Below are 12,145 nucleotides of genomic sequence, written 5' to 3'. Positions count from 1 at the left end.
GATCAGGCGATGGGGGGGCGGGAAAGTGGCGGCAACGGCGGCGCCGGGCGGCCGTTGGCCGGCATCGGCTGCGGTGTCAGCGACAGGCCGGGACCGGCCATGAAGGGCAGCGCCTGCACCGCCAGCAGGGGATGCTGGGCACAGCTGCGCAGGCAGTCCTTGATCTGGCAATGCGCATCGTGGGCCGCCGGTTGGGCCTGCGGCGCCTCGTCGGCGGACATGGCGGCGTGGTGATGGCAGTCGGCGTCGCCCGCCATCGTCGCCATCATCACGTGGGCCATGCGGCCCATCTCCTCATGACCGCTGGCCATGGCCGCGTTCAGCCCGTTGAGCAACAGGCTGAGCATGAGCACGACGCGGAGCAGGGTCGAGGCCAGGGACATGGCGCTAATCTAGCCGCAAGCGGGCCCGGATGCACTTCCGGCTGAATGGCCGGTTCAAGATTGGAGCGGCACCAATGTAGAGCCGAGCCCGCGCTCGGCTGCTTCTGCGGCAACAGCCGAGCGTGGGCTCGGCTCTACAGGAGGCCCGGCGCTACCCCTCTTCGCGCACGATTTCCACCAGGCGCGGACCATAGCGGCTCAGCTTGGTGCCACCGATGCCGCCGACCCGGGCCAGCTCGTCCAGGCTGGTGGGGCGCTGTTCGGCGATGTTGCGCAGGGTACTGTCGTGGAAGATCACGAAGGCCGGCACGTTCTGCTCGCGGGCCAGTTCGGCACGCAGGCCGCGCAGGGCATTGAACAGGGCCAGATCCTGCGGGGGGACCGACAGGCCGGTGCGCTGCGCGCTGCGTTCGCGGCCGGCGCTGGTCGCAGCCTCGCGGCGCATGTTCACCGTGCGGCGGCCCTTCAGTACGTCGCGGCTGGCATCGGTCAGGCGCAGGCCGCCGTGGCCTTCGCTGTCCACTTCGAGCAGGCTGGCGGCCACCAGCTGGCGGAATACGCTGCGCCAGGTCCGTGCATCCAGGTCGCGGCCGATGGCGTAGGTGCTGAGCTGGTCATGACCTTGCTGGCGCACCTTCTCGTTCTCGCTGCCGCGCAGGATGTCGATCAGGTGGCCGACGCCGTAGCGCTGGCCGCTGCGGTAGACGCAGCTCAGCGCCTTCTGCGCGGGAACCGTCGCGTCCCATGCCGCTGGCGGGGTCAGGCAGTTGTCGCAGTTGCCGCAGGGGCGGGGATAGGTCTCCCCGAAGCCGGCCAGCAGCACCTGGCGGCGGCATTGCATGGATTCGCAGTAGCCGAGCAGGTGGTCGAGCTTGGACCGCTCCAGCTGCTTGCGTTCCTCGCCGGCTTCGGACTGCTCGATCATCTGCTTGAGCAGCACGACGTCGCCCAGGCCGTAGCACAGCCATGCTTCGGCCGCTTCGCCATCGCGGCCGGCGCGGCCGGTTTCCTGGTAGTAGCCTTCCATCGACTTGGGCAGATCGGTATGCGCAACGAAGCGCACGTCCGGCTTGTCGATGCCCATGCCGAAGGCGATGGTGGCGCACATGACGATGCCGTCCTCGCGCAGGAAGCGGCGCTGGTTGTCCGCGCGGACGTCGGCGGGCAGGCCGGCGTGGTAGGGCAGGGCGTTGAAGCCCTGTCCGCGCAGGTACTCGGCCGTTTCCTCGACCTTGCGCCGCGACATGCAGTAGACGATGCCCGCCTCGCCGCGATGGCCGCGCAGGAAATCGGTCAGCTGCTTGCGTGCGTTGTCCTTCTGCACCACGGTGTAGCGGATGTTGGGGCGGTCGAAGGAGCTGACGAAATGGCGGGCATCCTGCAGGTCCAGGCGCTCGGCGATCTCGCGCTGGGTCGGCGGATCGGCGGTGGCTGTCAGGGCAATCCGGGGAATCTGCGGCCAGCGCTCGTGCAGCACCGTCAGCTGGCGGTACTCGGGGCGGAAGTCATGGCCCCATTGCGACACGCAATGGGCTTCGTCGATCGCGAACAGGGCGATCCGGCTGCGCGAGAGCAGGGACAGGAAGCGACCCGTCAGCAGGCGCTCGGGTGCGACATAAAGCATGTCCAGCTCACCGGCCAGCAGTTCGCGTTCGACGCGGCCGGCAGTGTCCGCGTCCAGCGTCGAGTTCAGGTATTCGGCGCGCACACCCAGCTGGCGCAGGGCTTCGACCTGGTCCTGCATCAGTGCGATCAGCGGTGAGATGACAATGCCGCATCCGTCGCGCAGCAGGGCGGGCACCTGGTAGCACAGCGACTTGCCACCGCCGGTGGGCATCAACACGAGGGCGTCGTGACCGGCAGCCACGTGCTCCACGATGTCCTGCTGCGGACCACGGAAATCGTCGTAACCAAAGACGCGGTTGAGCAGGTCGTGCGCGGGACGGGAAGCCATCGCGCTAGTTTACCCCGGAGGGAGGGGTAGGGGTTCGGCAGGGCTGCGCCCTGCACCTGCTGCAAGCCAGTGCAACGTCAAAGGCAACAGCCGGCTCTGGGCTGATCCGCGGTCTGGTGGGGCGGTGTCGGAGTGCGGGGACGCCGCAAGTACGTCCGTGTAGGCTTGGCAGCCGCATCCATGCGGCTGACACCCCGCACTCCGACACCGCCCCACCTTTGACAGTTTCCCGGTGACGGTGGGGCCATCCACGCCCTGCGTGGATGAAATCTGTCAGAGATCGACAAACAGAATGGGGTCGGATCCGTTTTCCTGCGGAAAACGGATCCGACCCCAAGGCATGTCCTGACAGCTCGCGGAGATCTGTCGAAGGCGGGGTGGGTCCGGTTGCGGGGGCGTGAGCGCCATGGATGGCGCGACCGAGCCTACAGGGACGTACTTGCGGCGTCCCCCGCAACCGGACCCACCCCGCCAACCCACAGGAAACCCGCTTTTGCTCCGGCCGTTGCCGTTGCAGTTGCTTCTGCGGGTGCAGGGCGCAGCCCTGCCGAACACCCCCCAACCCTTACTGGAGCAGGGAGCGCAGCATCCACGCATACTTCTCGTGGGTCTGCAGGCGCTGGGTCATCAGATCCTCGGTCGGGGCATCATCGCCCTTGGCCGCCACCTCCAGCACTTCACGCGCCGTACGGCAGACCGCTTCGTTGGCGACCACCAACTGGCGTACCATTTCCCGCCAGTCCGCACTGTCGGTCAGGCCCGGCTCCTCGGCGATCGAGGTCAGCGCAGCGAACTCCCGGTAGGAGCCCGGGGCATTGAAGCCCAGCGCGCGGATGCGCTCGGCCACATCGTCCAGGGCCGCCCATTGCTCGGTGTACTGTGTTTCAAACATGGTGTGCAGCGAGTTGAACATCGACCCGGTCACGTTCCAGTGGAAGTTGTGCGTCTTCAGGTAGAGCGTGAACGCGTCAGCCTGGAAGCGCGACAGACCGTCGGCGATCTTCTTGCGGTCGCCCTGGGTGATCCCGATATCGATATTGGGGGCCGACGGCGCCGCAGCGGCAAGCTTCTGCTTGCCGGTCTTGGCCTTGGTCGGGCTCTTGGTCTTCGCCATGGGGTTCCTCCTTGTGGAATCGTTGATCTTCACAATAAATCAGTCTTGACGACTGTTTGCTTTCAAAGTTTTAAACGAACCGATTGATGAACGCTATCGACAAAATGCCGCAGTCCCGCCTGCGCCAACAGCGCGCCGCCATCGACGGCGCAATGAGCCGCGACCGGGGCCGTTTGCTGGGGATGCTCTCGCGTTGCCAGGCCAAGCCACAGGATGCGGCACTGGCTGCTACCTTCGAGCAGGCCTTGCAGGCGTCGGTGCAGCGCCGGCAGAAACGGGCGCAGCAGCAACCAGCCATTACTTTGGACCCCCAGCTGCCGATTGCGCGTGAAGCCGATGCCATCATCGCGCTGATCCGGGATCACCAGGTGGTGGTGATCGCGGGCGAAACGGGCTCGGGCAAGACCACCCAGCTGCCCAAGCTGTGCCTGGCCGCCGGCCGTGGCCAGGCCGGCATGATCGGTTGCACCCAGCCGCGCCGGATCGCCGCACGCGCGGTGGCCAGCCGCGTGGCACAGGAGCTGCACAGTGAGCTGGGCCAGCTGGTCGGCTACCAGGTGCGCTTCAACGACAAGGTCAGCGAGGACAGCCGCATCAAGTTCATGACCGACGGCATCCTGCTGGCGGAGATCGCCAGCGACCGCTGGCTGTCGAACTACGACACGATCATCGTCGATGAAGCGCATGAACGCAGCCTCAACATCGACTTCCTGCTCGGCTATCTGAAGCAGCTGCTGCGCAAGCGGCCGGACCTGAAACTGATCGTCACCTCGGCCACCATCGACACCGACCGTTTCGCCCAGCATTTCGACGACGCGCCGGTGATCAGCGTGGAGGGCCGTACCTATCCGGTCGAGGTGCGCTACCGCGCGCTGGAAGGCGAGGGCGAGCAGGAGGGCGAACGCACCGTCAACGATGCGATCGTGTCGGCGATCGACGAGATCACGCGCCTGGACGCGCGGGGCGATGTGCTGATCTTCCTGCCGGGTGAACGTGAGATCCGCGACGCCCACCAGTCGCTGGAGCGACGCCGGTACCGCAATACCGAGGTGCTGCCGTTGTATGCACGGCTGTCCAACCAGGACCAGGACCGGGTGTTCAACCCCGGGCCGAGCCGGCGCATCGTGTTGGCCACCAACGTGGCCGAGACCTCGCTGACGGTGCCGCGTATCCGTTATGTGGTCGATCCGGGCTTCGCCCGCGTCAAGCGTTACAGCCCGCGCAACAAGCTTGACCGCTTGCACATCGAGCCGATCTCGCAGGCCAGCGCCAACCAGCGCAAGGGCCGCTGCGGCCGTATCGCCGAGGGCATCTGCTACCGCCTGTATGCGGAGGCCGATTTCCAGGCCCGGCCGGAGTTCACCGATCCGGAAATCCGCCGCTCCAGCCTGGCCGGGGTGATCCTGCGCATGCTGCAGTTGGGTCTGGGCCGCATCGAGGATTTTCCTTTCCTGGAAGCACCGGACGAACGTGCGGTGGCCGATGGCTGGCAGCAGCTGACCGAGCTGGGCGCGATCGACAGCGAGCGGCGCATGACCGCGATCGGCAAGCAGATGGCGCGCCTGCCGGTGGATGTGAAGCTGGCACGCATGCTGGTGGCGGCACAGGCGGCCGGCTGCCTGCGGCCGATGCTCGTGATCGCCTCGTTCCTGGGCATCCAGGACCCGCGCGAGCGACCGGCCGAGGCACGGGGGGCCGCCGACACCGCGCATGCCCAGTTCGCCGACGGCCGCTCCGAGTTCGTCGGCGTGCTGCGCCTGTGGGATGCCTACCGGCAGGCCCATGAAGACCTGACCCAGTCCAAGCTGCGCGACTGGTGCGGGCGGCATTTCCTTGGATTCCTGCGCATGCGCGAGTGGCGCGAGCTGCATCGCCAACTACGCTTGCTGTGCGAGGAGCTGGGCTGGAAGGAAGAGCCCGTGGAAGCATCGATGGCACCGTTGCTGGCGGGCAGCAGTGCGCCGGCGGCCGCACGTGATGACGCGGCAGCGGTGAAAGCCACGCGGGGCCAGCTGCACCGCGCTGCCCGCCTGGCCCGCGAGGGCAAGGCAGACGCCGTGCCGGCGCCGGTGGCGGCGCGGGCGCAGAAAGAGCAGGCGCCTGCCGGCGGCGGCTTCAGTGAACGCGTGCGGGCTTCGGCCTATCAGACGCTGCATCGTGCGCTGGTGGCGGGCCTGCCTACGCAGATCGGCCATCGCACCGAGAAGGGGGATTTCCTCGCGCCGCGCCAGCGCCGCTTCCTGCCGTTCCCCGGTTCCGTGCTGTCCAAGCGGCCACCTCCCTGGTTGCTGGTGGCCAACCTGCTCGACACGCAGAAAGTGTGGGGCATGACCCTGGCGGCGATCGAGCCGGACTGGGTGATCGCCGAGCTGCCGCACCTGCTCCTGCGCAAGCACTTCGACCCGCATTGGTCGCGTGCGCAGGGCCAGGTGCTGGCATCGGAACAGATCAGCCTGTTCGGTCTGGTGCTGGCGCCGAAGAAGCCGGTGCATTACGGACGCATCGCACCCGGCGAGGCGCACGACATCTTCGTGCGGCAGGCGCTGGTGACCGGCGAGATCAACACCCGCGCCAGCTTCGTGGCAGACAACCAGAAAGTGCTGGAGGTGGCGCGCGAGGAAGAAGCGAAGCTGCGCCGGGCTGGCATCGTTGCCGATGAAAACTGGCAGGCGCGCTGGTATCTGGACCGGGTTCCCCCCCACATCCATTCGGCATCCGGCCTGGACGCGTGGTGGAAGGAACTGCCGCCCGCACAGCGCAAGGGGCTGCACTGGACGCTGGCGGACCTGCTGCCGGGCGAAGGCAGCGAACAGGAGCGTTATCCGAAGTATCTGCCGCTGGGCCAGGCAAGGCTGCCGCTGCACTACCGTTTCGAGCCGGGTGCCGAAGATGATGGTGTCACCCTGGAGGTGCCGCTGCACCTGCTCAACGCGCTCGATCCAGTGCAGTTGGGCTGGCTGGCGCCAGGCTTCGTCGCCGACAAGGCGGCAGCGCTGATCCGCAGCCTGCCCAAGGCGATGCGGCGCAATTATGTGCCGGCCCCTGATTTCGGCCGTGCGTTCCATGAGGCGTTCCCCAATGCCAGTGCCGATGCGATTACCGGCGAACTGGCACGCTTCCTGTCGCGCGCGACCGGCGCCCCGGTCGCGGCGACTGATTTCGAGCCGGATTCCATCGAGCCGCATCTGCACATGAATCTGCGCCTGCGCGATGAGCAGGGCAAGGTGCTGGCCACCTCACGTGACCTCGACGCGTTGCGGGCGCGATTCGGCGGCCGTGCCGGCGATGCCTTTGCCGCGCGTGCCGGTCGCGAAATGGCGGCCGATGGGCTGCGCACCTTCCCGGCTGCGCCGATTCCACTGCAGGTACCCGGTGAGGCGGGCGTGCCCGCCTATCCAGCGCTGCTGGACGAGGGTGACAGTGTGGCCCTGCGCATCTTCGCCGACCGCCAGCAGGCCGAGGAGGCCCATCCACTGGGCGTGCGCCGCCTGCTGGAAATCGCGCTGGCCGACAAGGTCAAGCAGGCCTGCAAGCAGCTGCCGGTCGGTGCCAAGACGGGCCTGTTGTATGCGGCGATCGAATCGCAGGAGCGCTTGCGAGGCGATCTGGTGGATGCGGCGATGAACGCCGTGCTGGCCGAAGGACTGGAAGACATCCGCGATGCGGCGGCCTTCGAACAGCGCCGCGAGCATGCAGCCAAGGCCCTGTTCGGCGAGGCGATGTCGCGGCTGAAGCTGGCCGAGACCATCCTGGCGCTGGTGGCGGAACTGAAGCCGATGCTGGAAGCGCCGTTGATGGGCTGGGCACGGGGCAACCTGGACGACATGGAAGCGCAGCTGGCGGGATTGATCCACCCCGGCTTCCTGCGCGACACACCGGCTGATGCGCTGGCCCAGTATCCCCGTTACCTGAAGGCGATGATCCTTCGCACCGAACGTGCCAAGCGTGACCCGCCACGTGACCAGGCGCGCATGCTGGAACTGCATCCGTTCCTGGAGGCGCTGGCTGCCGGTGAACAGCAGGGCCTGCGCGAGCGGCCACAGTGGCAGGCGCTGCGCTGGGATCTGGAGGAGCTGCGGGTTTCGCTGTTCGCCCAGGAACTGGGGGCGCGCACCGGCATCTCGGCCAAGAAGCTGGCGCAGCGGGTGGCGGCACTGCGCCAGGCATGAAGCGTGCAGCCGGGCAGTGCCTGGCTGCATTCGGACAGGTCGCGCGTTACTTGGTGCGACGGACCTTGGGCTGGGTATTGACGCCCTCGACCTTCAGGTACCACACACCCATCACGCCCGGGGTGATGCTGACCTTGGGTGATTGCCTGCGGACACCGGAAATTGACGTCGTGTCGGTCTGTTCCCATTGCTGGCCGTTGTCCAGCGAATAGACGCGGCCCTTGCCGAAGCCGCGGAACTCGCCCTGCAGCACACCGGTGATCGGCTCATTGCTGCCGAAGTCGAAGAAGCCACGGTTCTTGCGGATCACTTCCTGTCGCCCCTCCTCGCGCGCTTCCTCGCGCACGGCGGCAACCGCCTCGGTGGCAGCGGCTTCGACCTTGCCCTGCAGCCAGCGGTTGAGCGAGGCCAGTTCGGCGGCGCTGAGCTTGTCCAGGCCGGCGGCCTTGAACTCGGCCGGTGACATCTGCTGCTGCAGATCGCCCTCCACCACGCGCTGCGCCAGGGCGGGCGCGGACAGGGACAACAGCACGGCGGCACAGGCCAGCAGCCGTGGACGGGCGCGCAGGACAATGGAAGGCATGACAGGTCTCTCCGGGGTTTGCCCGCGAGTGTAGCGGCATGTGCTCATGCCCGGCGATGCAGCGGTGGCGATTGTCCCTGAACGGTGCCGGCGCTAGTGTAGGGGCCTCTGTCTTGCCTGCTCGATGCTGTGAACCGCGCTTCCGTCCCCGGCCTGGATGCCTTGTTGAACCGTCCCTCGGCAGCGGTGCTGCCCGCTCCGCTGCGCCAGGCCCTGCGCGAGTACTGGGAAGCTGCCGGGACTGACACGCAGATGCGCGCCAGCTGGTCGGTGCTGGGCGACACCCTCGATGCCCTGTCAATGCTCTCGGCGGACGAAGGCGCGGTGGTCGCGGCCCTGCTGTTCGACCTGCCCGGCCTGCGCGCCCACCTGGAGCAGTTGCCGCTTGGCAGCCACCGGGCGGCGGTGATCGGCCTGCTCGACGGCCAGGACGCGGCCGACCCGGTATGGGCGCTGCACGCCGGTCGCGAGGCCGGACGCAACAGCGAGGGCCTGCGCCGGCTGCTGCTGGCGATCATCCGCGACCTGCGGGTGGTGCCGATCCTGCTGGCGCGGCAGCTGGCGCGCATGCGCGCGGCCGACAGGCTGGAGGAGGAGCAGCGCCGCGCGCTGGCCCAGCTGACCCGCGACATCCATGCCCCGCTGGCCAACCGCCTGGGCATCTGGCAGCTGAAGTGGGAGCTGGAAGACCTGGCGTTCCGCCATCTGGAGCCGGACACCTACCGACGCATCGCCCGCGAGGTGGATGAGACGCGTATCGCCCGCGAACGTTACGTCGAGAACGTCAAGAAGGTGCTCTCGCGCGAACTGTCGGCCCAGGGCATCAAGGCCGAGGTCAGCGGGCGGCCGAAGCACATCTACAGCATCTGGCGGAAGATGCAGAAGAAGCGGCTGGCGTTCGACCAGCTGTATGACATCCGTGCGGTGCGGGTGATGGTCGACGACGTCGCGGCCTGCTACGCCGTGCTGGGCGTGGTGCACGCGCTGTGGGCGCCGGTGCCGAGCGAGTTCGATGATTACATCGCCCGACCCAAGGCCAACGACTACCGTTCGCTGCACACCGCCGTCGTCGGCCCGGAAGGGCGCACCATCGAAGTGCAGATCCGCACCCACGAGATGCATGCGCAGGCCGAACTGGGCGTGGCTGCGCACTGGAAGTACAAGGAAGGTGGCAAGGGCGCCGAAAAGGCCTTCGACCGCAAGATCACCTGGATGCGCCAGCTGCTGGAGCAGGCGCAGGACGGGCAGGGCAATGAACTGGCCGGGGCACTGGATGCGGAGCTCACCGAGGACCGCGTCTATGCGCTGAGCCCGAAGGACGAAGTGCTGGATCTGCCGCAGGGGGCCACGCCACTGGACTTCGCCTACCAGGTGCACACCATGGTGGGACACCGCTGCCGCGGCGCCAAGGTGAACGGCCGCATCGTGCCGTTGACCTACCGCCTGCGCAGCGGCGACCGCGTAGAGATCCTTACCGGCAAGGAGGCCGATCCGCGCCGCGACTGGCTGATACCGGCCAACGGCTTCCTGGCCAGCAACCGCTCGCGCGAGAAGGTACGCAGCTGGTTCCACAAGCTTGACCGCGCGCGCAACGTGCAGGCAGGCCGCGAACTGCTGGAGCGCGAGCTCAAGCGGCTCGGGCTGCAGCATTCGGATCTGGCGGCCGCGGCGAAGAAGTTCCATGCCGACAGCGTCGACGACCTGTACATCCAGGTGGCGCTGGGCGATACCGGCCCCAACCAGATCAGCCGCGCGCTGCTGGAGGCCGAACGTGCGGCCAGCCAGCCAGCGCCGCCGACCCTGCCACGCCCGACCGCACGGCGCGAGAACCTGGGCAAGTCCAAGTTCACCGTGCAGGGCGTGGGCAACCTGCTGGTGCAGCTGGCACGCTGCTGCCAGCCGGTGGCGGGCGAACCCATCGTCGGCTACCTGACCCGTAGCCGGGGTGTCACGGTGCATCGCGCAGACTGTGCAGCGCTGGCCCGCCTTGCCGCGGCCAGCCCGCAACGCATCCTGCCGGTGGAATGGGGGCAGGCGGGCGGCGGTTACGAAGTGGACGTGGTGGTCGATGCGGTCGATCGCCGCTGGCTGCTGAAGGACATCACCAACCTGATCGCCCAGGAAGACGCCTACGTGCTCGACATCCACAGCGACAACGTGCGCAACAGCGGCCGTGCCCACCTGCGCCTGCGGCTGAAGGTGAGCGATTACGGCCAGCTGTCGACGCTGCTGGGCAAGCTCGATGCCTTGCCCGGTGTCAGCGAGGCACGTCGCCTCGGCTGAGCTTCACGCCACCCCGGCTACCCTGCACGCATGGAACGCGAGCCTCCGCATCGCCCTCACGGCGCCGAACATCCTGCGCTGGACCGCGTCCGCCGTGAAGGCCGTTGGTGGTGGCTGCAGGCGCGGCATGCGCGCCGGGTCTGGCGCTGGGCGCTGGTGGCGGCGATGGCGGTGTTCGTGCTGCTGGTGCTGCTGCGCAAGCCGCTGGCGGACTGGTTCTGGGACGAACCGCAGATCGAACAGCTGCTGGCCGAAGGTGATCGTGCGCTGGCGGCGGGACGGCTGACCGCCACCGATGGCAGTGGTGCGCGCGAGCGCTACCAGGCCGCGCTTGCGCTCGACGGCGATCGCCCGCAGGCGCGCGAGGGCCTGGCACGGACCGGTGCCGCTGCGTTGCAGCAGGCGCAGGACCGGCTGCAGGCCGGGGATCTGGACGCCAGTGCGCAGGCCTTGGCGCTGGCACGCGAGCTGCAGGTGCCGCAGAGCCAGACCGATGCGCTGGCGCGCCAGCTGCGGGCACGTCGCACGGCCGGGGCAGGGATTGGCGCGATGCTTGCGCAGGCGCGCAACGCACTCGCCGCCGGGCGCCTGGATGACGGCGACAGCAGCGCCCTGCCGATGTTCCAGCGCATTCTGGCCCTGCAGCCGGACAACCTATCGGCGCTGGAAGGTCGCGAGGATGCACTGAGTGACCTGCTGCAGCAGGCGCGTGCCCTGGCCGCGCGAGGTGATCTGGCCGACGCGGCCGCGGTGGTGCAGCGGGCACGTCAGTTCGATGCCGGGCACGCCGACCTGCCGGCCAGCCAGGAAGCATTGGCGCAGGCGATGGATCAGCGATTGCGGCAGGCGCAGCGTGCGTTGAAACGACAGCAGCTGGAAGCGGCGGCGGCGGGCTTCCAGGCGGTCCTGGCGGTGGCGGCCGACGATCCCAGTGCCCAGCGCGGCCGGGAGCAGACACTGCAGGCGGTCCTCGCACGCAGCCAGAAGCGGGCCGATGACTTCCAGTTCGAGGCGGCACAGCGCGATGCCGCATTGGCAGCGTCGCTGGGTGCCTCGGCAGCGGCCAGGCAGCAGCTCGAGCAGCGCCTGCAGCGTGCACGGCAGGCGCAGCAGGCCCTGCAGCAGCCGTCGATCAGCAGCAGCCAGCGTGAGCGTCTGCTGCGTGATCACCTGCGCCAGGTCGAACGCGCCGAGCGTGCAGGGCAATGGATCAGTCCGCCCGGGCACAGTGCCTTCGATGCGCTGCGCGAAGCGCAGTCGCTGGCCCCACGCGACACCCGCGTGAAAGCGGCTGCCACGCGGCTGCTGCCGGCCAGCCGCCAGTGCTTCGACGACAACCTGCGCCAGAACCGGGTGCAGGCCGCCGGCGCCTGTCTGCAGGCGTGGCAGACGCTGGCGCCGACCGACGCCGGGTTGCCGACCGCACGGCTGCGCCTGGCCCAGCGCTGGCTGGCGATCGGCAGCGAACGGCTGGGCAGCGGCGATCTGGCATTTGCCGCGCATGCCGCCGAGCAGGCGCGGCGGCTGCAACCGGACCTGGCCGAACTGCCGCCATTCGAGGAACGGCTGCGGCGCGCAGGTGGCGAGCCGCAGCCGCGCTGATGCGACGACCATTCGTGCCGGGGGTGCCAGTCGGGTATAGTCCAGCCGCTCCGGCCG

The 12,145-nt window shown here is 68.4% G+C and carries 7 protein-coding genes; 3 read left to right on the top strand and 4 right to left on the bottom strand.

Annotated elements, in window-relative coordinates:
- Nucleotides 1-2 precede the first annotated feature (2 nt).
- The 3 genes from N8888_RS14420 to N8888_RS14410 form a co-directional block, all read right to left on the bottom strand.
- Nucleotides 3-383 (bottom strand): CopL family metal-binding regulatory protein, encoded by a 381-nt coding sequence (locus N8888_RS14420; protein ID WP_053520158.1) that lies wholly within the window; start codon nt 381-383, stop codon nt 3-5.
- A gap of 151 nt (nt 384-534) precedes the next feature.
- Nucleotides 535-2,337: a DNA helicase RecQ gene (recQ, locus tag N8888_RS14415; RefSeq protein WP_053520157.1), complete on the bottom strand. Its 1,803-nt coding sequence runs from the start codon at nt 2,335-2,337 to the stop codon at nt 535-537.
- Between the two features lie 565 nt (nt 2,338-2,902).
- Nucleotides 2,903-3,451, bottom strand: a complete 549-nt coding sequence (locus N8888_RS14410) for a Dps family protein (protein WP_053518946.1) — start codon at nt 3,449-3,451, stop codon at nt 2,903-2,905.
- An 86-nt stretch (nt 3,452-3,537) separates the two neighbouring features.
- Between N8888_RS14410 and hrpA the strand changes: the two genes are divergently transcribed.
- Nucleotides 3,538-7,620, top strand: a complete 4,083-nt coding sequence (hrpA, locus tag N8888_RS14405) for an ATP-dependent RNA helicase HrpA (protein ID WP_263175390.1) — start codon at nt 3,538-3,540, stop codon at nt 7,618-7,620.
- Between the two features lie 46 nt (nt 7,621-7,666).
- Here the strand turns inward: hrpA and N8888_RS14400 are convergent, their stop codons facing one another.
- Nucleotides 7,667-8,203, bottom strand: coding sequence for a hypothetical protein (locus tag N8888_RS14400; RefSeq protein ID WP_065174777.1), 537 nt, complete (start codon nt 8,201-8,203; stop codon nt 7,667-7,669).
- Nucleotides 8,204-8,332: 129 nt separating this feature from the next.
- Between N8888_RS14400 and N8888_RS14395 the strand changes: the two genes are divergently transcribed.
- Entirely contained in the window at nt 8,333-10,486 is a 2,154-nt protein-coding gene (locus N8888_RS14395; protein ID WP_263175388.1) for a bifunctional (p)ppGpp synthetase/guanosine-3',5'-bis(diphosphate) 3'-pyrophosphohydrolase, read from the top strand.
- A 30-nt stretch (nt 10,487-10,516) separates the two neighbouring features.
- Nucleotides 10,517-12,088 carry a hypothetical protein gene (locus N8888_RS14390; protein WP_263175386.1) on the top strand — a complete coding sequence of 524 codons (1,572 nt, stop codon included), beginning with the start codon at nt 10,517-10,519 and terminating at the stop codon, nt 12,086-12,088.
- Nucleotides 12,089-12,145 lie beyond the last annotated feature (57 nt).

This window comes from Stenotrophomonas maltophilia, assembly GCF_025642255.1.
Taxonomy (GTDB): Bacteria; Pseudomonadota; Gammaproteobacteria; order Xanthomonadales; family Xanthomonadaceae; genus Stenotrophomonas; species Stenotrophomonas maltophilia_P.
This window is presented reverse-complemented; position numbering and strand designations above follow the sequence as displayed.

Bases quoted from the DNA above. Each gene is read 5' to 3' on its own strand.
- N8888_RS14420 (WP_053520158.1), bottom strand. From the start codon at position 383: ATGTCCCTGGCCTCGACCCTGCTCCGCGTCGTGCTCATGCTCAGCCTG.
- recQ (WP_053520157.1), bottom strand. From the start codon at position 2,337: ATGGCTTCCCGTCCCGCGCACGACCTGCTCAACCGCGTCTTTGGTTAC.
- N8888_RS14410 (WP_053518946.1), bottom strand. From the start codon at position 3,451: ATGGCGAAGACCAAGAGCCCGACCAAGGCCAAGACCGGCAAGCAGAAG.
- hrpA (WP_263175390.1), top strand. From the start codon at position 3,538: ATGAACGCTATCGACAAAATGCCGCAGTCCCGCCTGCGCCAACAGCGC.
- N8888_RS14400 (WP_065174777.1), bottom strand. From the start codon at position 8,203: ATGCCTTCCATTGTCCTGCGCGCCCGTCCACGGCTGCTGGCCTGTGCC.
- N8888_RS14390 (WP_263175386.1), top strand. From the start codon at position 10,517: ATGGAACGCGAGCCTCCGCATCGCCCTCACGGCGCCGAACATCCTGCG.